The 22,038-nt window shown below is 45.0% G+C and carries 21 protein-coding genes; all 21 read right to left on the bottom strand.

What is annotated here, in order from left to right; genetic code table 11:
• Positions 1-40 precede the first annotated feature (40 nt).
• The 21 genes from E4K67_RS03445 to E4K67_RS03345 all read right to left on the bottom strand — a co-directional run bounded on the left by E4K67_RS03445 (position 41) and on the right by E4K67_RS03345 (position 21,995).
• Positions 41-2,095 (bottom strand): penicillin-binding transpeptidase domain-containing protein, encoded by a 2,055-nt coding sequence (locus E4K67_RS03445; RefSeq protein WP_135544978.1) that lies wholly within the window; start codon positions 2,093-2,095, stop codon positions 41-43.
• Positions 2,096-2,150: 55 nt separating this feature from the next.
• Positions 2,151-2,633: a septum formation initiator gene (locus E4K67_RS03440; protein ID WP_135544977.1), complete on the bottom strand. Its 483-nt coding sequence runs from the start codon at positions 2,631-2,633 to the stop codon at positions 2,151-2,153.
• Between the two features lie 30 nt (positions 2,634-2,663).
• Complete coding sequence (gene rsmH / locus E4K67_RS03435) at positions 2,664-3,596, bottom strand: 16S rRNA (cytosine(1402)-N(4))-methyltransferase RsmH (protein WP_135544976.1); 933 nt, start codon at positions 3,594-3,596, stop codon at positions 2,664-2,666.
• 16 nt (positions 3,597-3,612) lie between these two features.
• Entirely contained in the window at positions 3,613-4,044 is a 432-nt protein-coding gene (mraZ, locus tag E4K67_RS03430; protein ID WP_199242445.1) for a division/cell wall cluster transcriptional repressor MraZ, read from the bottom strand.
• 365 nt (positions 4,045-4,409) lie between these two features.
• Positions 4,410-5,792, bottom strand: coding sequence for a dihydrolipoyl dehydrogenase (gene lpdA / locus E4K67_RS03425; protein ID WP_135544975.1), 1,383 nt, complete (start codon positions 5,790-5,792; stop codon positions 4,410-4,412).
• Between the two features lie 305 nt (positions 5,793-6,097).
• Positions 6,098-6,670 (bottom strand): LysM peptidoglycan-binding domain-containing protein, encoded by a 573-nt coding sequence (locus E4K67_RS03420; RefSeq protein ID WP_135544974.1) that lies wholly within the window; start codon positions 6,668-6,670, stop codon positions 6,098-6,100.
• 184 nt (positions 6,671-6,854) lie between these two features.
• Entirely contained in the window at positions 6,855-7,052 is a 198-nt protein-coding gene (locus tag E4K67_RS03415) for a DUF1858 domain-containing protein (RefSeq protein WP_135544973.1), read from the bottom strand.
• 400 nt (positions 7,053-7,452) lie between these two features.
• The gene (locus E4K67_RS03410; protein ID WP_135544972.1) at positions 7,453-8,538 is read right to left on the bottom strand and encodes a methionine synthase; all 1,086 of its coding nucleotides are present in this window, start codon (positions 8,536-8,538) and stop codon (positions 7,453-7,455) included.
• 394 nt (positions 8,539-8,932) lie between these two features.
• On the bottom strand, positions 8,933-11,056 hold the full coding sequence (locus E4K67_RS03405) for a glycosyl hydrolase (RefSeq protein ID WP_135544971.1): 2,124 nt from the start codon (positions 11,054-11,056) through the stop codon (positions 8,933-8,935).
• Positions 11,057-11,202: 146 nt separating this feature from the next.
• Complete coding sequence (locus tag E4K67_RS03400; protein ID WP_135544970.1) at positions 11,203-11,631, bottom strand: Fur family transcriptional regulator; 429 nt, start codon at positions 11,629-11,631, stop codon at positions 11,203-11,205.
• Positions 11,632-11,761: 130 nt separating this feature from the next.
• Complete coding sequence (locus E4K67_RS03395; protein WP_135544969.1) at positions 11,762-11,935, bottom strand: DUF362 domain-containing protein; 174 nt, start codon at positions 11,933-11,935, stop codon at positions 11,762-11,764.
• A gap of 356 nt (positions 11,936-12,291) precedes the next feature.
• Entirely contained in the window at positions 12,292-13,635 is a 1,344-nt protein-coding gene (locus E4K67_RS03390) for a vWA domain-containing protein (protein WP_135544968.1), read from the bottom strand.
• Positions 13,622-14,536 carry an AAA family ATPase gene (locus E4K67_RS03385; RefSeq protein WP_135544967.1) on the bottom strand — a complete coding sequence of 305 codons (915 nt, stop codon included), beginning with the start codon at positions 14,534-14,536 and terminating at the stop codon, positions 13,622-13,624. Before E4K67_RS03385 ends, E4K67_RS03390 begins: the two co-directional genes overlap by 14 nt.
• Before the next feature lie 150 nt (positions 14,537-14,686).
• A complete protein-coding gene (gene bshA, locus E4K67_RS03380) occupies positions 14,687-15,817 on the bottom strand; it encodes an N-acetyl-alpha-D-glucosaminyl L-malate synthase BshA (protein ID WP_135544966.1) in 1,131 nt (376 codons plus the stop codon).
• A 19-nt stretch (positions 15,818-15,836) separates the two neighbouring features.
• Positions 15,837-16,538 (bottom strand): bacillithiol biosynthesis deacetylase BshB1, encoded by a 702-nt coding sequence (gene bshB1, locus E4K67_RS03375; RefSeq protein ID WP_135544965.1) that lies wholly within the window; start codon positions 16,536-16,538, stop codon positions 15,837-15,839.
• Positions 16,539-16,600: 62 nt separating this feature from the next.
• Positions 16,601-16,960: a YlbF/YmcA family competence regulator gene (locus E4K67_RS03370; protein ID WP_135544964.1), complete on the bottom strand. Its 360-nt coding sequence runs from the start codon at positions 16,958-16,960 to the stop codon at positions 16,601-16,603.
• Between the two features lie 133 nt (positions 16,961-17,093).
• On the bottom strand, positions 17,094-17,789 hold the full coding sequence (locus tag E4K67_RS03365) for a hypothetical protein (RefSeq protein WP_135544963.1): 696 nt from the start codon (positions 17,787-17,789) through the stop codon (positions 17,094-17,096).
• Positions 17,790-17,926: 137 nt separating this feature from the next.
• Positions 17,927-18,379: a hypothetical protein gene (locus tag E4K67_RS03360; protein WP_243454318.1), complete on the bottom strand. Its 453-nt coding sequence runs from the start codon at positions 18,377-18,379 to the stop codon at positions 17,927-17,929.
• Positions 18,380-18,391: 12 nt separating this feature from the next.
• Positions 18,392-19,156, bottom strand: a complete 765-nt coding sequence (locus E4K67_RS03355) for a histidinol-phosphatase HisJ family protein (protein WP_135544962.1) — start codon at positions 19,154-19,156, stop codon at positions 18,392-18,394.
• 23 nt (positions 19,157-19,179) lie between these two features.
• Positions 19,180-20,505, bottom strand: coding sequence for a metallopeptidase TldD-related protein (locus tag E4K67_RS03350; protein ID WP_135544961.1), 1,326 nt, complete (start codon positions 20,503-20,505; stop codon positions 19,180-19,182).
• A complete protein-coding gene (locus E4K67_RS03345) occupies positions 20,502-21,995 on the bottom strand; it encodes a TldD/PmbA family protein (RefSeq protein WP_135544960.1) in 1,494 nt (497 codons plus the stop codon). Before E4K67_RS03345 ends, E4K67_RS03350 begins: the two co-directional genes overlap by 4 nt.
• Positions 21,996-22,038: the final 43 nt, after the last annotated feature.

The raw sequence follows: 22,038 nt of genomic DNA, 5'->3' as shown, positions 1-22,038 counted from the left end.
TATAGACAATTCTCCACTTCAGTAGACCTAGGACAAATGATTACTGTCCAAGAGGACTGATCTCAATTGGAACCCGTCCCGTTAGACTGTAGATTGCTGCGATATCTTCATCTCCCTCTTCCCACCAATGAGCAAGCGTAGGAGCGGATGCATCCGCACCTAAATAAAGGAGTATATTGGACCCCGCTTCTACTTGTGTATCTCCATGCGGTATTTGGTCAAGAACCGTTTCGCCCTGTCCTTCCGTCATTCCCGTAAAACCAGCTTGGGTCAATACTTTTTGCGCCTCGCTTATCGGGAGTCCCAGGACAGAAGGAACAGTTGCCGCCTTCTTAATTGGCGGAAATTCAAGTCCTGGCATAGGTTTTCCAGGCGTAAGGGGTGCCTGGGCATCCGGCTTAATGCCGAGATATCTCAAGGAATCAAGCATGACAGTCTGGAGCACAGGAGCTGCGACAACTCCTCCGTAAAACGGAGTACCGTCGATCACGGCCAACATCGCTAGCTTTGGATTATCTGCAGGGGCAAATGCCACAAACGAAGCAACATATTCTCCTTGAATATATCCTCCGTTAGCCACTTTTTGAGCTGTTCCCGTTTTACCCGCCACACGATATCCGGGAAGAAAAGATCGACGCCCGGTGCCATTGGTCACGACAGATTCCAAGACCTCGCGTTCTAGTTTTGAAGTATCCTCACTAATAACACGTCGAATCTCATTTTTTTCAAAAGGGGTGATAACCCTTCCACTGGGACCGACAATTTCTTTCACCAGTTGTGGTTTCATTAACGTTCCGCCGTTAGCCACGGCTGACACAGCCGTCAATAGTTGAATCGGTGTGACGTTATTTGTTTGTCCAATGGACATGGTTGCCAAATCCAACGCCGTCGCTTTTTTCTTATTAGCAAGAATTCCAAGTGCTTCTCCAGACATTTCTATCCCTGTTTTCTGGCCAAAACCGAAGTCTCGAAGATATTTATAAAATTTATCCATCCCTAACCGTTGACCCATCTCGATAAAACCCGGGTTACAGGAATTCTCGGCTACTTGCATATATGTTTGGTCACCATGCCCTCCAGCCTTCCAACAACGTACGTTTTTACCTAGAACTGTATAAGACCCTTTATCGAAGTAGTGCTCTTGCAACTTAATTTTCTTTTCTTCAAGGGCCGCTGCTAAGGTAATAATCTTAAAAGTAGACCCAGGTTCATATCCGTTCTGAATCGCAATATTTCGCCTAGTGCTGGGATCCGATTCTTGATAACGATTGGGATCAAAGGTCGGTGCTGAAGCCAAAGCTAGTATTTCTCCCGTGCTCGGATCCATGGCCAAAATTGAAGCACTCTTAGGTACTTGTCCGTTCATGTTGATACCTTGGCCAGACATCAGCTTCTGTAACTCTCGTTCCGCAAACAACTGGATATTTTTATCAATCGTTAAGCGCACGGTATTTCCCTGTTTGGGAGCCAAGTACTGGTGCTCCGCCTGGGGTAGAGGAATACCATTTGCCCCAAATTCTTGCAAAATACTGCCTGCAATCCCCTTGAGCTCCGATTCTCTGGTTAACTCTATCCCTTCAAGCCCTTGATTGTCAATCCCGGCAAATCCGATAATATGAGACGCTAGTGTCGCAAATGGATAATACCGTTGGCTATCCTCCGTGGTTCCAATCCCCGGGAGCGCTAACGCCCGTATCTGTGCTGCAACCTCTGGTTTGATCTGCTTTTGAATGTATTCTAACGCTGTGCGTTTCGTAATATGCTGTTCAATTTCTGATGCTGATTTCCCTAAAAGCGGAGCTAAAGTCTGAGCCATTTCTTTGGCCCTGCCAGATTGTCGAACCTCTGCTGGTATGGCATAAACTGTTTCGCTACTAACACTCATAGCTAGAACATTTCCTTGCCGGTCCTCAATATTCCCGCGTTTAGGGGCGACTGGCACACCCCGAAAGTGAGAATCGTCTGCCTTTTTCCGTAAATCAGCTCCCTGACTAAGTTGCACATACCCAAGTCGAATGACTAGAATACCAAAAAAAATAGTCGCACATAAAAAAAGAAAAGCGATTCGTTTACGCATGACAACAAAAGGACTCATTAGTCCTCACCCCCCAATTTATCGGGGTCTCCGCGTACCCAAAGCGCCTTTTATCTTAACGTTGTGTTGAAGCAAAAAAACTCGTAAATATCTTTGAAAATTGCTGTAGTGCTGTGAGTTTAACCTCAATTGGTTGTGTTGCCGCTTGGGTCGACGGAGCCACCTTTTGATTCTTAAGCGTAGGCATTGTACCGGCCACATATACTATCCCTGCAGGTTTTTCCATGCCCATAGCTAGGGCTGCACTTTCAATCCGACCTACCGCACGAAGTTTGTCAGCCTCCATCTGAAGAAGATCTTTCCGAGCCTTAATCGTGGAGATCTCATTTTCTAAGGTCCGTACTTCTGCCCCCTGGACGACTGTTAGTTGAATCGTTGTCGCCCCAATGGCACCAGTCAGCCCAACAATTAAGGCCAATCCTAAAATACTTTTTACTTTAGCGAACTTACCCCCTTTTCGCGTGCGTCGTGGGTTTCTCTCGTTAGATTTCTGCGTTAAGGGCTCCTGCCACTCAATTTTCTCCTGCGCTACTACCATTGGTATTCCTCCTTCTTTTCCTTTAGACCGTTATATCTTTTCGGCGACCCGTAATTTAGCACTTCGGGAACGTGGATTTTGCGCTACTTCCTCCTCAGAGGGAAGAATGGGTTTTCGAGTTAACACCTTAGCCAATGTTACTGGATTACACCGACATATCGGTAATTCTGGCGGACACGTGCAACGTCCCAGCCAAGATTTCATTCTATCTTTTACGATACGATCCTCGAGTGAGTGAAAGGTTATCACAGCGATTCTGCCTCCATGATCCAAGCAACTCAACGCCTGATCCAACACTCGATCTAAGACCCCAAGTTCATCATTAACAACAATTCGAATTGCCTGAAAGGTACGCTTAGCTGGATGAGGCCCACTTCTTCGAACAGCTGCAGGCACTGCCGCTTTAATCGCCTGAACTAGGTCACCCGTTGTTTCAAGCTCCCTCTCTTGGCGAGCTTGAACGATGAACTGAGCTATCCGTTTGGACCATTTTTCTTCCCCATATTTCCAAATAAGCTGTGCTAAGTTCTCTTCGGTCCATTTATTCACAATTTCTCTAGCCGTCAAGGGACTCGAAGGATCCATGCGCATATCCAAGGGCGCATCCTGCATATAACTAAAACCGCGTTCAGCTTCATCTAGTTGAGGAGACGAGACCCCTAAGTCAAATAATATTCCGTTCACCGGAAGTAACTCTAATTCTTTTAAGGTCTCTTCCAGAGATTCAAAGTTTCGGTTGATTAAAGTGACCCTTTCATCCTCGCCAAATAAATCTTCCGCGTGACGAATCGCCAACTCATCTTGATCGAAACAGATCAGGTTTCCTGATGTATCGAGCTTAGTTAAGACCCTTTTGCTATGTCCAGCCCCACCTAGCGTACAATCAACATATTTACCAGAGGGATTTAAAACAACCGCATTAACTGTCTCCTCTAACAAAACAGTGACATGATGAAAATCCAAGTAAATCCGTTCCTTTCTATATCCCCAGCTGTACTAAGGATTCTGCAGCACTGGCATAAGCGTTTTCCGCTTGCCGACTGTATTCTGTCCAAAGAGTCTCGCTCCAAATCTCAACACGGCTTGACACTCCGACCAGAACCAGATTCTTCTCCAATTGCGCATAATCACGCAAATTAGCCGGCAATAGGATTCTTCCCTGCTTGTCCAGTTCGCATTCCGTCGCCCCAGAAAAAAAGAAACGGACAAAGGCACGAACATCGGGTTGGGTAAATGGTAAAGCACGCAGCTTCTCTTCTAAGGTATTCCACTCTGCGGGAGGGTAAACAAACAAACAGTGATCTAAGCCCTTGGTCACAATAAATTGTTCTCCCAAAGCCTCACGGAATTTTGCCGGAATAATCAACCGGCCTTTTCCATCGATCGTATGAATGTACTCACCCATAAACATGCTCTTCACCCCACCGTTGTGGTCAACCGCCCCACTTTACCCCACTCTACACCACTAATTGCACTAATTCTACCTTCTTAACGATTATCCTGCAACCCTAAATCTCAATTCTTTTTTGTAAATATTAAAAATAAGGAAGAAGGTCCTACTCCAAGTAGCCAAAAATCATCAAATCCTGTCGATTAAAATACCTTAAACAAAAATTCAGAGAATTTTATTCAGAAATTAGGTTTCAAAACCGACAAAACAAGCACCACTTGAAAGACAAGGAAAGGAAAGACAGGGGGACGGTTCTTCTGTCTTTTCGAAGAACCGTCCCCCATATCTTTCCTCTATTGTCGAGTCTTCTTGACTTTAGGATAAAACTACGCTAGATGAAGTGGCTTGCCATCAATCCCGTGCGCTGCCTCCATAACTGCCTCCGGCAATGTCGGATGCGCATGAACTGTACGAGCAACATCCTCGGCTCGAAGTCTTTTTTCTATAGCTAGTACTAATTCTGAAATCAAACTACTAGCCTGGGGACCCATGATACTCGCCCCTACAATAACTCCCTCATGATCTGCCAATATTTTAACCAATCCAATGCTTTCCCCCAAGGCCAGAGCCTTACCATTTGCAGAAAACGGGAATTTGCTCACACGATAAATATTCCCTGAAGCCTTTAGTTCCTGTTCAGTGTACCCCACCGTTGCAATCTCCGGATGCGTAAAAATGGCACTTGGTATAGCATCATACTTCATCTCGACTGAACGCCCTGCAATATGCTCTACTGCTACGATCCCTTCTGCAGAAGCTACATGAGCTAACATGATTCCCCCGATTAAATCTCCAATTGCATATACGTGGGGAAGGTTCGTTTGCATCTGCGCGTTCACCTTAATGACCCCTTTATCAGTCTCTAAACCTAGTTTCTGAACATCGATCCCCCTCAAGCTAGGCCTTCGTCCAGTGGAAAGAAGGACGCGATCGGCAGGGATATCTCGTATCCCTTTCCCATCTTCGACTTGGACAATGAGGGTCTCCCCCTCTTGGCGAATCTCTTTAACCGCCGTCTTTGTAAAAATCTCGATCCCACTGCGCTTTAATAATGGGGTTAACCGCTTAGGGATTTCCTCATCAATGGTCGGTAACAAAGTCGGAAGCATCTCCACGACGCTAACCTGAACACCAAATGCTTTATAAATCGAAGCAAATTCCAACCCTATAACGCCACCTCCTATGACAACAAGGCGTTTTGGGAGTTCTGTTTCTTCGAGGAATTCATCACTAGTTCCTACTCCTGGGAGATCTGCCCCCGGAATCGGAATCCGTATTGGTACAGAACCAGTCGCCAATATGACATTCTCTACTTGAATTAGTTCAACACCGTTTTCCGTTGTCACTGAAATCTGACCAACTTCTTTAAATTCGCCCCAGCCTTTGATCACACGTATGTTCGCCGCTTTCATCAACTTTTCCACACCGCCAACAAGCGCATTGACTATGTTATCCTTTCGGGCGACAACAGCACCATAATTCACTCTTTTTTCACCTATAAATAAGCCAAATTCTTCAGCATGTTCCATTTCGCGATATAAATCAGCGCTTTTTACTAATGCTTTAGTAGGAATGCACCCCCGGTTTAGACAGGTACCTCCCAGCCGCCCCCCTTCAATAAGAACGACTGATAAACCCAATTGAGCAGCTCTTAACGCACAAACATATCCTCCAGGTCCCCCGCCAAGAATACCGACCTGATAATCCATTGTTAGTCTCTCCTTCCATACCCTTTCTTCAATATTTCGACTCTCTTTAACATTTTTCCTTCTTAGTTACCCGCTGATGTTTATATTGTTATAAATCCTTAAACAATATGTCCAACCCTATCCATTCATATGCATGAGCAGTCCCACGACCTACAAAGCACGTAAAACATCTCTTCATCAATAACGCTAAGAAAGCATTCTGCCCTTACATCACACCTAACAGGCAAAACCTGAACCCCGGGTCTAACCTCAGGGTTCAGGCTGTTCTTCGATTAGTTATACTTGTATCGCTTCAATGGCTACTATTAGCCGTAAAATTCCCCTGTAGAGACTATTGGTATTAATAAGACTTGCCCTGGATAGATAAGATTTGGATTGTGCAAGTTGTTTGCTGCGATAATGGCTTCCATCGTTGTCCCGAAGCGTTTTGCGATTTTATAAACTGTATCCCCTTTTTTTACTACATAGACTTTAGTGGACGGTGTAGGAGTTGGCATAGGCATAGGCGTAGGCAACGGACATGGTTGATGGTGGTGCTGCATCATAGGTGTTTCACACGGAGAGCAGTGCATCGGGCCACCAACATCATAACTAACACAACCAGGATCCATATCTACATCAAGATTCACAAAACCACCAGGTGGATACATCCCAGGGGCCATTTGCATTCCATGTTGCATCCCAGGCATACAATGCATCATTTCAGGCATTCCTTGCATTCCTTGCATTCCCTCCATACCTTGCATTCCTTCCATACCTTGCATTCCCCCCATTCCTTGCATTCCAGCCATTCCTTGCATTCCAGCCATTCCTTGCATTCCAGCCATTCCTTGCATTCCAGGTTGAGTAGGATTATAAGCAACGGAACGTAATTCCATATTGATTTCCTCCTTTAATTACATCAACTATTGATGTTGTCTTTATGCGGTTTGCATTCTTCTCTTTAACTAATAACAATATATGGTAAGTATGGAATAGTGTGTTTGTACCTAGAAACTTTTTAATTAAAAAAGAACTAGCCCTAATTAGGCCAGTTCTTCTTGCATAAGTATACCGTGAAATTTAAACTACTACGATAGCTTTGTTTAACTTTGCCACAAGTTCATCAGGATTTTGTCCATGAGTTAAAGCAGCACCTTCAATACTTTCCATTGTAGAAGAAGGACATCCTAAACAATGCATTCCAAGCTCCAGAAAAACTTGTACCGTTTGAGGATATAATTTCAACACTTGGCCAACTGTCATCTCTTTTGTTAACATTTATTGTTCCTCCTTTGGATTCCTTAGTAAAATGCTTGGTTTTATTATAAAGCAATGTTATTCGATTAGCAAACACTCACTCGAAGTTCAATGTTCGTGATACGTGGTTCGAAATCTATGGTTCAAATGGTGTATCGTATCGCATAAACAAGACGGTGCACATGGCCCCTCATACAAAAGTGAATCTTCTTTGATAGCGCAGAAATCAAACTTGACTTAAGAGCACTTTAATACAGCGGGGCCGTATACAAGGACGTACACGTCAGGCAACCGGACATAGATGTCCGATTTGCCGAAACACATGTGTTTCGCCCCGCCCTCTCACGGAGCAAGCTCTTAAGTCTTAGTTTGATCTGCGAGAGCAAGCAAGTGAACGTCGTATTGCAAGTTCCCTAGTTTGCTACTGTGTCGTATAAGCACCGAGAGTTTTGTCACCTAAGTCCTTTAATAACCCATAAACATGTTCTGTCAAATCCCTTGGAAGTGTTCCCGTTCCACAGCTCGGTGTTAACATGCTTTGTTGGCGAAGAAGGGATTCATCAACGCCACGTTTTACGAGTTCCCGTATATTATTATCCAAATTACTCTTTAGGCTTTGAGAAGTTTCTTCCCAAGCAATCGGATTCGTAGGAACAATTCCCCAAGAAAGAATTCCTCCACGTGTTAAAAATTCATTTAGCGGTTCCGCTAAAGCCATCATGCTCTGCATATAATCGTAGGCATCAAAATTTACCACCTGAACCTTAGAATCAAAAAGAAGGGTCCAATCCATCCCTGCGCAGACATGCACCCCGGCAATTCCACCTTGGCGCAAGATCCCCTCAACAATTGAATTCAGCTCATCAATTAGTTGTTCTCGTTTCAACGTAATATGACTTGAGGCACCAAAGCCATAAAGTCCTGGATCGTCAATCATCATCAGCACAGGTAGGCCAAACTGACTGAGCCGTTTTGTCTGCCACTCAGCATGCAAGGCAAGGCTTTTTACCAACATATCCCGGAGAGTATCATCATAATAACTCGACCGTCTATTTTTATCTGTGATCTGCATTCCCAAGGTCAACGAGCCACTGAGTTGCCCCTTTAGAATTACAGCATCCCTTGTTCCGAACTGTTCAAGATTATGACAAAAGGCTTCAAACCCTTCACCACCCTGAGCGCTGAATCCAAAACGCTCTAGCGCTTTTTGGTCGCCCTCAAGTGCCTCTAAATACAGCGTATAAAAAATCGTCATCCGTTCTACCCAATCCGGCGCATCGACTTGAAATTTCGGAACTTCAACATCTCCTATGACCCCAGTTTCAATCAGGGCGTTAAGATATTGCCCAACAAAAGAGCTTTCTGCTCCAAGACGCGGAAGCTGAGGCCAATGTGGCGCCAATGGTACACTTTTCCAAATCAATTCTAAAGCATCTTGGCCATTAGTTAGAGGTATACTTCCAACTCCCGTTGTTATGAAATTTGGTTTAAAGTTATTTATTTGCATATCTTAAACACTTCCAATTCTTGAATATGATGAATGCAAATGAAATTGCATCCATTTCTTCGCTACGACGAAGGCCTACGGGGCTACGGGGCTAACTACTTGGAAGGAAGACCACCGTTTCTTATCATAATATCATGCTAAGCGCATTTGCGTCCATAAACGCAAACAATCATCAATATAGCGCGTTTAGTTAGGCGTTTAGAAGAAACTGGCTTGTTCATGAATGGACTTATGTTGCAGTGCGAGTGATGATAAAACAACACACTTGAAAGCCCAGAGGGTTACCGTAACCCTTGGCAACAAGCAAAGCGACGGCACACGATCGTCTTCGGTGCAGACAAAAGAACCGTCCCCCTGTCTCATTCTCTTGTCTCAAAACTTCTGCTTAAAGACACTAAAACATTGATCCTCGAACCATGTGCCACAGATAAATCCAATCTACGTAATGCAACGAAGCCCAAATAAAGAAGGCAGCAGAGATCATTCCAGGGACCCATAGAAACGTTCGGTAACGCCCACCGATACGTCGGATATCATGGATACGTATCGGCAAGAAAAGGAACACAAGGACAATGTAACCAAGCATTGGCATATAGAATGGGACCCCCCATGGGAGTAAGGCCCAGCCAATTGAGACAAAAACAGCAAAGTAGTATCGTCGTTCGAGCCAATAAACAAGAGCTAATGAGTGGGGAGCATCAGGCAAATGCGGCGCAACCACACCAACCTGAATTAATCGAATAAGCATGAACAACACGCTTAACAACACCCATATTAGCCATGGAGACTGAGCCTGAATCAAATTGATACCTGACCATAAATGTGATAACCACGGATTCGAATGGATCGGGATACGAAATATTGCCGAAGTAACTAACCCAGCCAGCATCCCTTCACGAGCTAAAACGAACAATCCATTCCAAAACCAAGCATTGCGCAAACGGCGTTTGGGTTTTCGTTCTGAGATTTGTTTATAGCGCCAGGTTACCGACCGGATGTTCATCCAAGCCAGAAAAATCATCATTAGGGACCAAGTTCCTGCAACTAAAGGTTCCTTAGCCCATTGAACACTTGAGGTCGAAGCAGTTTCAACCGTAACTTCTCCCCATACACCCTGAAGCTTGTTTCCCTGAACATAAAGTGCCTGCTCCTCTGGTAGTCCCGTAAGAACTCCAGAATCCTTCCTAATTGCAAAAGCCAAATTAGGCTGAACCTCTTTTACAGCCTCACGGCAATAGGTTTGGGCCAAGGCGTCCGAATCTAACCCTTTTCCTATAGTCCACGCCCATAAGGACGGATGAATCATTTTGTCTGAAACGGCTTTTCTAAAAACCTTTGGTTCAGGTAACCGACTCGAGGGGATTAATTCTACGGGTAATTCGGCCCACACCCCCATACCCACTTGATCAGCCCCTTGTAACCAGAGTTCATCTGGCAATTGTCCAATAAAATAGATGAGGTTTATCCCATTTTGTTGTTTTGTTTTTAACCAAGACTCCACCTCTCCAGCATGTCTTAGACGAGACTCCTCCTGAATCGTTAAGGCCTCTCCCTTAATTACGATCGCCTGATCATTTAATACCCAATTACCAGAAGATAAAGCGATCGAACGTAGGCCTACAGGCACTGCCAAATCATCAGAGTCTCCCTTGTTGTTCGTAACGGTTAAATACAGCTGATAAAGAAACGGTACTTCCAATGTCCAACGCCTTGCATTCGGTACAGTAAAGGTCATCGTTACTGATTGATTATCTGTACCTTCCTGGGGGTCCACTGAAAGTGTCTGCTCTGCAATGCCGGATGAGCCATCCGAAAGCACACCGTGGATCGTCCAAGGCCCTTCTTGCGAAAAGCCATGATGTTGCAAATTTGTCTTTACTGTTATTTGCGCTGTAGTTTCTAGCCAAGTGACATTGACCTCTGGTGACATGAGGGTAGTTTCTACCGCAGCGTCTAACCGAATGTTACCGGTAATTTTTCCGGATTTCGGCCAATTGGAACCTAAGAACATGGTGCGTTGCCCGATGCTTCCAACAAGTTCAACCACCAGAATATTATCTTCTCCATAGCGAAACGCTTTGGCTGGGATCTCGAATCCGTCCGTACCGCCACTTCCTTCAAATTCTCCAACTTTCTGGCTACTAGTGATCCCATTTAAGTAAACGTTTGCATGTCCCTGGACACCATTAAACGTAAGCTGCATGGTCCGGGAACTCCATTCTCCTGGGATTCGAAAACGTTTAGCTACGACAGAAATTCTCTCACTTGAAGGTAACGTTACAGGCGGCCCTGCAGTCAAGAATGACTTATCTTGAGGTTCGGATTCCGTAGTCCAAGCCTGACGCAACGAAGAGAACTGATCCCAACTCCCGTTTAAATCTTGCGAATACCTCACAGTGCTTAGTGAGCCTTGCCCCGTTTGAAGAGATTCTCCTATTGGGCTTTGCCACGACCACCATAGTGTTCCTAATGTTAATGCCAGTAAAGCAATAAAAGTCATTAATCGACGATTAAACATAACATGACCCCTCATTATTTATCTCATTGTTAACATATTCGTGCAAGCTTTCGAAAACCCCTGCCTTATAAAAATAAACCCCCTTAAAAACCTGGCTCTTAGAGCCAATTTTTAAGGAGGTTCAAGAAAAACTATTTATTTTCGGACTAATTAAGTTTCTCATTGGCGCGACACTCTGGGCAAATTCCGTAAAACTCCATACGGTGCCCCATAATTAGGAAACCAGAGTTATCCATAACCTCCTGATCAATATCAATTAACGGACGATGGAAATCGGCCACAGTGCCACACTTCGAACAAACAATATGATAATGGTTCTTTGGGTTACCATCAAAACGACTTGACATATCACCGTAAGACAACTCCAATAGATGCCCATGCTCTTTAAGCATGTTCAGTGTATTATAAATCGTGCCCAAACTGACTCCTGGAAATTTAGCCTTAACATGATGATATATTTCATCCGCTGTGGGATGAGAGACCGTTTCAAGCAGAAACTCCAAAATTGCTTGCCTCTGCGGTGTAAAACGGACGCCTTTATCCTTTAATTGTTTAAGAATCTCGATTGCATCCATGAATGGCATCTCCTTTCATTGTCTTTTACTTTATAGTAATTTCTAATTTGATTTTAAAGTAATATAGGAAATTTGTCAATAAAAAAGAAGAGTTAAAACTCTCCTTTTTTAAATAGTATTTTTTTAGGATTTATTCAGCTGGATTTGGTGCTTCAACTGGACAAACAGTAGCGCAAGCACCACAGTCGATGCAGAGTTCTGCATCAATGACGAATTTATCGTCGCCTTCACTAATTGCGGAAACTGTGCATTCTCCTTCGCAAGCTCCACAACTAATGCATTCAGAATTAATAACGTATGCCATTAATAACATCCCCTTTTTCCTTAACTCCGAATTTAATATACCAAAGCTAAGGAAAAAAGGCAAGCATAAAACATTATTATTCCCATTAACTAAGAACTTATTCGCAATTAAAGATCGCGCTCAGGCCTATACGGCACTTGGTAAAGTCGACGGAGACAATGTGAACAATAAGGTAAAACTCGATTACTCACATGATTCCGTCGAAAAAGAATATGCCCTAAATCCTCATGTTCAAAACCACAGGCACGACATTTTTCCAACATTTATTTAACCCCCCTAGACATTGTGTGTTTCTGTACAAATAGTTTACCTTCTTAGTATGCTCCATTTGTCCGGAAAATAAACACCAGTCGGGTCTAGATTTGTTTGCTTAAAATCTGGGTTAAGTGACCAAGCGTAAAGCATTCATACATTTGGCAGGAAGGGAGAAATGCTTTCACATGAGGGGTCTCTAGCCAGCGTCGTTCAGGGAGCGTATTCAGCCATAATACCTGGCGAACCTGACGCTGAATTTTCTCCAGTAAGGCTGCAGCTTTTTCTGCTTCTAAAGTTTGAGCATCACTTACGATCAGTAGTAACGTTTGCTTGGAAAGAAAGGACGGAAATTTTTTCTGCAAGGTTTCTAGGGCTTTCGCTAAATTAGTCCCGCCCCCCCATTCTTTTCCTGACACAACGAGGGATTCCTTGACCATTGCTTCAAAGGTTTGTCCTTTACGGAATTTCCCTGTTAAGGGAATTAGCGTTTCTCCAAAGGCGAAGGTTTTAATCCCGCTAACAGCGGAGGCAAGTCCGTATACAAATTGCCAAATAAACTCCGAATATTTGAGCATAGACCCAGAAATATCACAAAGTAAGATAATTTTAAGCCGCCCCTTACGCCGACTGCGATAGCTTCGCTCAACTAAGACCCCACCATAGCGTAAATTTCTTCTAAGGGTTGAGCGCATATCTAAACCGCCTCGTCGTCGTGCTGCTCGGTAGCGACGAGTTACCTGACTAGCCAATCGCTGACTAAGACGGCGAATTAAACGAATCACCTCCGGCCATTCTTCAGGAGGAATTTTCTTTAGATCCCGACTTAAGACTTCAAACTCTTGTTCTCGAAGCGCGCGCTCCACTTCAGAGAGAACGCCATCTGTAGAGCCCGGAGAAAGAATCGGCTCATCTTCTTCATTTAACTTCTTGCGCCAATACTCAAGCGACCCACGAAGGACCCGCTCCACCATAGGCTGATAAGAATGATCCACTGGGATTCCACTTCTCGTACCCTTCGATGATTTCTCTAAAAAATCACGCAGGCGTTGTTTATCCTGCTCTGGGAGACTGGCATAAACAGCCCTCTGTTCATCCGTAATATCTAATTCATTTTCCTGAAAACGCAAATCCTTCCGGGTACTCTCAATCTTCTCATCCCATTGGGTTGCTTTCTGGGCTACATCCTTTTTCCACGCCTCAATTTGTACAGGACTTGCAAAGTAGGCCCGAAAGGCTTCTTTGAAAGCAGAAATATGCCCAATATCTTTAACGAGAGTTGCTTGCAACACAGTCTCTACCCTATCTCTATCCACTAAGCCAATATGAGTTAGTCCTTCTGAAGCATCCGATATTTCTGAAGGACTGACCTTAAGCCCAACCGCCCTTAGCAATTGGGCAAATCCCACTAAGTGTCGATCCAATTCACTGACTCTAGTTTGATCCATGTTGCCTTTCTCCCTGCACCACTTTGCTCGACTCAAATAGGAGGCGTTCTGCTCCCATCTCGCTATAGAAAAGTTCTACATCGTCCTTGCTCTTAAGCAGCAAGGTCAGCGTCGCATCGACCCAGGCCGGATCGAGGCCCGTCTTTCCCATTACCAGCAACGCCTTGGCCCAGTCCATTGTTTCAGAAACAGAGGGTATCTTATTGAGAGAGAGTCGTTCCCGAAGTACGTTCACAGCCCTGGCCACTTCTACAGCCAAGCGTTCTGGCAAATCAGGGATTTTGGCACGAAGAATTCGAACCTCTTTATTAACTGAAGGGGGCTCCACATGAAGGAAAATACAACGCCTTTTTAATCCATCGGAAAGCTCCCGTTCTCCATTTGACGTTAAGACAACAATGGGTCGTTCTTTGGCCTTAATTGTCCCCATCTCAGGAATTGTGACTTGAAACTCCCCTAAAAGTTCAAAGAGAAAAGCCTCGAATTCCGAGTCTGTCTTATCAATTTCATCAATTAACAACACAGTTCGCTCCTCACTCAAAAGTGCTTGGAGCAAAGGACGCGGGAGTAAATACTCAGTAGAAAAAAGATCTGACTCCTGCAAATTCTCCCGTCCCATTTGAATCTTCAAGAGTTGCCTCTGATAGTTCCATTCATAGAGCGCTTTCGTCTCATCCAACCCTTCATAACACTGCAGGCGGATAAGAGGCGCTTCAAAAATCTGACTTAAGACTTTGGCTATTTCCGTCTTGCCTACTCCTGCAGGTCCAGAGACCAAGAGTGGCTTACCTAACTCGGTCGCTAAAAATGCCGTCAGCGCGATCCGGTCATCTCTTTCGCTGATATAGCCGGCTGATTCTAAAGCCTTTTCAAACTGATCTAGCGTCATCTTGTTAGACATCAAATCTCCCCTTACTAGATGCTCGATGCGATTCGAATATTTACTCAGTTTAACGAACCTCGAACTACTAACTTAAACTAGGCTAAGAACAAAGAACAAAGAACTACTTTTTTTGAACCAGAGCTACGAACTGCATAAACCACGAATGAACTACGAACTACGAATAGCGCTCTCATAAACTGCCTCATAACTTTCCACCGCACGTTCCACTGGAAATGTTTCTCGTGCCCAAGTTACAGCCTGTTCGGAAAAGGTCTTGTATAGTACTTCATTGGTTAACAATTTAAGTACGCCCTCACTCATCCCTTGAATGTCCCCGACTTCGGCGAGATAGCCTGTTTTTCCGTGTTGCACAACCTCAGGTAGTCCTCCTACCCTGCTGGCAACAACTGGAACCCCACATGCCATCGCCTCTAGAGCCACTAGCCCAAAGCTTTCCTTTTCTGATGGAAGTATAAAAACATCGACCATCTGTAATATCTCCTGAACACTTTCTTGCTTTCCTAGAAACTGAACTTTTTTCTCCAGCCCAAGCCTTATGACCTCCCGACCAACCCGTGCCATCTCCGGTCCATCTCCGACGAGTAAGAGACAACAAGGAATGACTTTCTCCACCTGAGCGAATATCTTAACAACATCCACAACTCTTTTAACTTCCCGAAAATTCGAGATGTGAGCCAAAACTTTTTCTCCACAGGGGGTAAAATGTTCTCGACATCTTTCCATCAATCCCTCTTTAGGTAAGTATATTTTAGGATCGATGAAATTTGGAATAACGTTGATACCTTGCTCTACAGTCCCAAAAGCATCCTCCGTTTCCCTTGCTAACGCAGCTGAAACTGCTGTAACTCGGTCGCTTGCCCGCAGTGCCAATCGTGTTAACAGATTAAATTCTTCAAAAGCACCAACCAACGTGATATCCGTACCATGCAACGTAGTCACCAGCGGTAGTGATCTAGTCATCATCTGTTTGGCCAAATAGGCACTAATACTGTGAGGAATCGCATAGTGGGCATGAATCACATCGAGTCCCACAAAATTGGCTACTTCGACAATTTTATTGGCAAGTAATAATGTATACGGCGGAAATTTAAACAACGGATAATTTACATCCGTCACCTCATGGAAAAACAACTTTTCATGGAATCGATGTAAACGAAACGGCCGAGCAGATGAAATAAAATGAACTTCATGTCCTTTCTCGCCCAGAGCATACCCTAGCTCAGTCGCTACAACGCCGCTCCCTCCATAACTTGGGTAACAAACCATCCCAATTTTCATTCCTAGCACCCTCTTTTAATTAAAGCATATTTCTTAGATCGTAAATACTCAGAGGCTCTCTCTGATAAAAGCCCTCAGCCCACGGGGCTCCTATCTGACTCCCTGCGTAACGATCACGCCACTCTAAACGTTGCAGGAGTCCGTGCAAACGAGTGGGCACAGTGCCCTCCCCCGCCTGAAACTGAGAGAGATAACATCGCAAGGCCTTTTGTTTCTGTACCCCGTCTTCTTCGCCCACCCGTAATAACAGGGGATTAGGCGACATTTCATGAATAAAATACTCCCAGACCCGCTCTACTGCCCAGGGCTTTGAGGATCCATACTTTCTCAAACGAGCATTTAACGCCGCAGCCCTGACGAGATTAGTGGCCTGAACATGATCCAAGTGATCATCTCCATGCCAAGGGGTAAATACCATACGTGGACGATATTCCCGAATCATCCAAACTATTTCTGAGACTTGATCATCACACTCATGCATTCCCCGGTCCGGTAATCCTAAACACACCCGTTCAGAAACCCCCAACACCTCTGCTGAAGCTAGAGCTTCCGCTCGTCTCTGAGCCACGTTGCCATTACTACCCATTTCCCCCGCCGTTAAATCACAAATCAGAACTTTACGACCCAAGCGAATTTCCTGCGCGATCATTCCACCAGCGCCGATTTCTGCATCATCTGGATGAGCACCAAAGACAATAGCATCATAGCTCCAACTCTGCATTTATTCACCTCCATAGAAAACTTGACTGACGGCGAGAAGGGACCCAACCAAAAGGCTATTGTTCAGAGAGTAAGCTCATCAAAACCTATCGGCATCGCGTCTTGAATAGCCTCTCCAATTATTTTCTGAATATCATTGACCATGCGTGATACTTCAAACTCCGCTTCCAAATACTCACGTGCCGTCGGGTTTAAGCTCACCAAACTATATAAACGTTCTAACTCTTGTTGCTTCTCCTCGCTGATTTCAGCCTCCAACATTTGAGCATCGCGAATCTCCCATTGTCTCAATTGGAACTCACGGATCATCTTGTGATTATTAATATCACTCATAACCTTTTCTTTAGATTTAAGAAACTGCTTGAATTCATCAGATTCCTTCAATGTACGCGCCAATTCATGAGCCAAATCATTTGCTGCCATATTGTCCACTTCTCTCAGTCCCCAATCTATATCTAATTATTGACTCATTATATAGAACTTTAAGACATGAAACAAATAATCTCTTTCCCAATCATACACATGCTCTGACAAGAACAGGATGTGAGATTAAGAACTAACCTTCCTCACAATTATTAACGAGACCTTCCAACAAGTCAAAAGCCTGTAACCTGCTAAAAGACAATAAATCATCCCATTGCTCACGAGTAATAATCCAAGGGCAATGAACAGCCATCCGACTAGCAAACCCCAACGGAGTTCCCCCGTACATTTTTTCTAAGCGACGTTGAGCTAAACTTGCTAACCCAGGCGCATGAGAGTTACACATAATTGGTTCTAGACATAGTACTGCCTTCCCGTCATAAGTCACAAGCAAACTAAATTTTGCGAGCCGTTTTATAGCCACTTTCTCGCGAAGGATAGATTCTTTCAACGGAACCGGATCTGGTTGTATAACTCCACCTAGTTTCCTCCAGAAACCCTTTTCAGTGGAACTAGCATTAGAGACGCAAACCCCAACCGCACCCATTTGACGGGCGAAACGTACCACAAAACGGGCAAAATCGCACTCTACATTTCCTTTTAGCGATAATCCATCCAAAATGACGAGCCGCTCCGAGCCACTTAAAGTAAGTTCTCCAATTCCCTCTTCCCCTAATTGCAATATATTATACCCCGGCAACATCCTGATCATGGGATTTAAACCAGTGCCCCTTTCCGTCAAAAAGGCCCCTAGGGCTAGTGTCCAATCATCAAGACCATCTTCATTCCACTCTACTCGGGGAGAAAGCTCGATTTCAATCCAAGGCATTTACACGTCTCCTTCACATACCAGCTTACACATATCTTTAGTGTTTCACCGAAATGTGAAGTCTATTCCCTAAGGGTATAGACATAGAAACTATTTAACTCAATCGTTTTAAGAGTGTCCAACGCCGCTCCAAGAAATCATAGAACAACAACCAAATTACCTTGAAATCCGAAGTAGGTACATACAATGATTCTTGATTTATACTCATCAAAATTCAACATGTGAAATAATGGGGAAACTACTCGTATCAATAGGGCTAAAGGATACTCGTGATCGTATCCCTTAGCCTTTTCGCTCTTCTGTTGCAACAAAGCGTTGAGACGTTGAATATATTCCTCAATGTATTCTGGAGGATGAACATATTTCTGAGATCGTCCCAGAATGAATCGTGCCTCGTCTGCATCATAGAAAAGGTGCGTAACCTCGACACCCAGTCGGGTACCATCAAATTCATTCTCAATGACAATATCCGGCCGATCTGCATGTTTAAATATTTGATACTTCACGCCTGTTTGAAGATTTAATATTTCCACCAACGCCAGTGCCGCACTTTCTTCAATGAGCCATTTTTCATCGAACAACTCGGCCAAAGTATGTCCCTCCTAGCCCAGTTTGTAGCTTATTTTAGCCATGTTTGCGAACCCAACAACGGAATGGACCCCAATTTGAGTGAGCATCTGACTTGCTTCCTCAAGGTCCCGACCAACTACCTTTGCACAGTGAGCATCTGACCCTAAAGTAAACTCGATCCCCCGTCTCATTATTTCCTCAACTAGGCGTCTCTCGGGGTAGAATTCTGCGACTGGCTTATACCGACCGTTCGTGTTCACTTCCAGGACTAAACCATGCTCAGCAACCGCCGTTAGTGCTTCATCCGCCAGCGTTAAAATATCCTTCCCGGGTCTAACTCCAAATAACTTGATCAGATCTAAATGTCCAATCGTCGTAAATAGTCCACTTTTAGCTGCTAGCGTCACAACTTCAAAATAACGGCCGTAAATCTCATCCGCATTTTTCTTATGATGAATGGCTTCCGCTTCTGGCATATCAAAAATCCAGCCGTCAAACTCGTGGACTGACCCTATCACAAAATCGAAAGGAAACTGTTCCAGCAGCTGTTTAATTCTTCCTTCTTCGTGAGGACGGTATTCGGCCTCCAAGCCGATACGAACGGCTAAGTCAGGAAACTCTTCCGCCACTTCTCGAATCATTGGGAAGTTCATCTGATTCCAGAAATAATCATGATCGGCAAACCCAATTTCTTTTAAGCCGCGGATGGACGCTTCCTCCAAATACTCCCGAATAATTTCTCGGTTTACTTCTCGTGGATCATCGTGCCCGATAAGATGAACATGCATATCTAACATCTCTAAATAGTCCTCCCCAATCCCTAAAGAGTTTGTACTCCAGTCATGATCATAAGATAAGGATGTGCGTCAAGATTTGACTGGGCTGTCTTAGTTGTTGGTGCCGCCAAATCTGCCAAGAAATTACCCGTTAGCTTAACATCAGTTTTTCCGACGATCTGACCCTTTAGGATACGCAAGCTGTGAGGCGCACTAAGCGAGTACGACCCCGAAACTGCCTCCTGAGTATGCAAGCCAAGCACAGATAAAACCAACACGCCATCCTCCACGGTCTGTAAAGCCTCTGCCCACGGAACTTCTGCCTTATGGGTAAGATAAAGCCCTGCCGTCCCTTGAGGAATAGCCGTCGGTTTTGCACCCCATCTCACTGAATCTTTAACCCGGAGAAAGGGGGTCTGAAGTTTTCCGTCCCGAACCAACACAGTACGTTCTGCGGGTACTCCTTCAGCCGTAACCAGATAAGAGCCTAATTCCAGCGGACGGAGAGGGTCAATGATCAATGAAAAGTGCGGATGAAAAAGAAGTTTATTTTCAAGAAAACTCTCCTTAGGAAATGCACCCTGTCCCTCAATCACTCGGTCTCCTGAAAAATTGGGCAGTATAAACTGACCCAGCATACTCTCAGTCATAGAAGGGGCTAGAATCACTTGCGTCTGGGGCCCAACAGGCGGAGCATCTAAATGCATTGCCTCATACAGATTCACCGTCTGAGACCATAACTCCTCCTGTTCCTCTGGTCGAGATAGCCGGCGCTTAGCAAACCCTCCTCCGATCAAGCTGTCAAAGGAAAACCAAGCTACAAATTGTGATTGTTGATATGTAACGGCAAGACCAGTCGAAGTGCGAACATGACGGTAACCCCAGGCCGCTTGTATACTTCCCTGCATCTCGGCTTTCAAGGGTTTGTCCATTAGCCAACGACTGGCTTGATCAAATAAGATCTGATCATCACCCGATCCAGCAAAAATCGTTTGTATTGCCCGGTCCTCAACTGCCACAAGCGGCAAAGGTCCCGGAGCTGGGATATGCGTCGCATCAGGGTCGTCATACGAAGCCTGTCTCCATTGTTCTAATTCTTGTTGCCAATGCGCCTGGTCTTCGTGCGACCCCAGCTGAACCATAGCTTGACTGCATTTCCCATCTGCCCAGACCAAAAAAACTTCACCACTCTCGCCCTGACGATAACTTGGTGGCGTATAGACACTCCCCGGAGAATTATCTTTAATACCTAAGGACACTGCTTCCGATTCATTAATCAAAATGCGCCAATCCGCTAAGCGTAGTTCCTCATTCTTTGGAGCATGCTGAGCCTGATAAAGAAGATCCTCTAATTGTGCAACTAGTTTCATCCGTGTTCCCCTCCCAAACTTACCTGTTGGTCGGCATCCATGAGCAGATAACGATGGCTACCTCCACTCGAGGCAACAGATTGTCCACCCTTTCCGCAAGTTCCGATCGCGTCATAGCACCCTTCACCAAGCCCTCCTCGAATCGCTTCCAAGGCAGATAGAATTTTCCCACTAAAAATTGAGGGTTGATAAATTGGCAGTTTGGGGTCAGACACATCAATAATTCCGTCACATTGAAAGACAAAATCCCCAGTTTTAGGATTGACCTGGCCACCACGATACCCCAAGAGAAGTAGGTTTTTCTCCCCTTCGACCAGCTCTTCATGTTGTAGGAGAGTTTCTCGCACGGCCTTTACCTCATCCATCAAGTGCTCTACTGGGTTTAATGGAAGCATGCGATCAACTAACAACCTAATATTACTCATTCGAGGCAGTGGGACATGTCCATAGTTCTCCGCCCTACCCGCTCCGGTTACGGGCATACCTGCTTCTTCAGCTGAGAAAATATCCCCGAGCCCAGCTTCCAGAACCCCGTCCCGTACAATCGTCACAGTTTGCCGGACCAGCCCATTAGCGGAATACGGCTGATACGCCCAATCCCCAGGGAGTGGACCATCAATAATACTTACACCTGGTCTAGCTACCCTTAGACCCTTTCGGAGTTTTCCAGCTTCGCCCAGTACAGACTCCTTCATATGATCTGACTCCACGGCATGCCCAAAGGCCTCGTGTGCCAAACCCTTTGCTAGCCCAAAATCAATAATCAGAGGATAATGACCGCTCGGCAGCTGGGGCGCACCACATACCGCTCTGGCAAATTCAGCCCGGTCCAAGGCCTTTCCTTCTAGAACATGATCCGCTAATTCCTCAAAGAGCACACTTGCGTCCATCCCACTGCGGTGAACCAGAGTACTCTGAGCCTTGTCCTGCTCCCGCACCGTTCCTTGATGCATCAGGACCGCTCTAGGGATAACAAACGACACGTTGGTCCCATCCGTACGCCCAATACACCAGACCTCTTCTACCTGACGATAACTCGTTTGCCAAACTCCCTCAGGGAAAACACTTCGTAGCCGGGTGTGCAAAGTCATCACCATTTCCTCAAGTTGAACCAAAGGAATTTCTCCAAAAACCTTTTTGGCAGGATTTTTTTCCTCAGCCAGAACCTGTGGGGCATCCCAGATCGCGCGATTAAGCTTCGTCCCGATTGCTTCATTTCTCCGGGCTAACTGAATAGCCTTTTCTACCAGTTTTTGACCGACTCCTTCCGCTAAAACGTCTGACGTAGCAAAGCCCGATGCCCCATCCTTCGTAAACGCCTGAACCCCAAAGCCACTATCCGCGCCAGTCGATACCCGTTCAAACTGCCCATTACTTAAGCGCATGCTCCATTCCCTACGCGACTGTGCCCGAACAATGACATACCCATCAAATTCCCGAGTCTCCGCCAGTACAGAGAGAACTAACGCCTTAATTTCCTTCTGTTCCACAATTACCCTCCTAATAGTCACCTTTCAATTCAATAGGGATATT

The organism is Desulfosporosinus fructosivorans, from assembly GCF_004766045.1.
In the GTDB taxonomy this organism is placed as follows: domain Bacteria; phylum Bacillota; class Desulfitobacteriia; order Desulfitobacteriales; family Desulfitobacteriaceae; genus Desulfosporosinus; species Desulfosporosinus fructosivorans.
This window is presented reverse-complemented; position numbering and strand designations above follow the sequence as displayed.

Coding starts and splice junctions, on each gene's coding strand:
- E4K67_RS03370 (WP_135544964.1), bottom strand. CDS start 16,960: ATGGCAGCAAATGATTTGGCTCATGAATTGGCGCGTACATTGAAGGAA.
- E4K67_RS03405 (WP_135544971.1), bottom strand. CDS start 11,056: ATGTTTAATCGTCGATTAATGACTTTTATTGCTTTACTGGCATTAACA.
- lpdA (WP_135544975.1), bottom strand. CDS start 5,792: ATGGATTATCAGGTCGGTATTCTTGGCGGGGGACCTGGAGGATATGTT.
- E4K67_RS03400 (WP_135544970.1), bottom strand. CDS start 11,631: ATGGATGCAATCGAGATTCTTAAACAATTAAAGGATAAAGGCGTCCGT.
- E4K67_RS03440 (WP_135544977.1), bottom strand. CDS start 2,633: ATGGTAGTAGCGCAGGAGAAAATTGAGTGGCAGGAGCCCTTAACGCAG.
- E4K67_RS03410 (WP_135544972.1), bottom strand. CDS start 8,538: ATGCAAATAAATAACTTTAAACCAAATTTCATAACAACGGGAGTTGGA.
- E4K67_RS03415 (WP_135544973.1), bottom strand. CDS start 7,052: ATGTTAACAAAAGAGATGACAGTTGGCCAAGTGTTGAAATTATATCCT.
- bshB1 (WP_135544965.1), bottom strand. CDS start 16,538: ATGCAGAGTTGGAGCTATGATGCTATTGTCTTTGGTGCTCATCCAGAT.
- E4K67_RS03390 (WP_135544968.1), bottom strand. CDS start 13,635: ATGGATCAAACTAGAGTCAGTGAATTGGATCGACACTTAGTGGGATTT.
- E4K67_RS03385 (WP_135544967.1), bottom strand. CDS start 14,536: ATGTCTAACAAGATGACGCTAGATCAGTTTGAAAAGGCTTTAGAATCA.
- E4K67_RS03355 (WP_135544962.1), bottom strand. CDS start 19,156: ATGTTAGATATGCATGTTCATCTTATCGGGCACGATGATCCACGAGAA.
- bshA (WP_135544966.1), bottom strand. CDS start 15,817: ATGAAAATTGGGATGGTTTGTTACCCAAGTTATGGAGGGAGCGGCGTT.
- mraZ (WP_199242445.1), bottom strand. CDS start 4,044: ATGTTTATGGGTGAGTACATTCATACGATCGATGGAAAAGGCCGGTTG.
- E4K67_RS03350 (WP_135544961.1), bottom strand. CDS start 20,505: ATGAAACTAGTTGCACAATTAGAGGATCTTCTTTATCAGGCTCAGCAT.
- E4K67_RS03445 (WP_135544978.1), bottom strand. CDS start 2,095: ATGAGTCCTTTTGTTGTCATGCGTAAACGAATCGCTTTTCTTTTTTTA.
- E4K67_RS03420 (WP_135544974.1), bottom strand. CDS start 6,670: ATGGAATTACGTTCCGTTGCTTATAATCCTACTCAACCTGGAATGCAA.
- E4K67_RS03395 (WP_135544969.1), bottom strand. CDS start 11,935: ATGGCATACGTTATTAATTCTGAATGCATTAGTTGTGGAGCTTGCGAA.
- E4K67_RS03365 (WP_135544963.1), bottom strand. CDS start 17,789: ATGCCTTGGATTGAAATCGAGCTTTCTCCCCGAGTAGAGTGGAATGAA.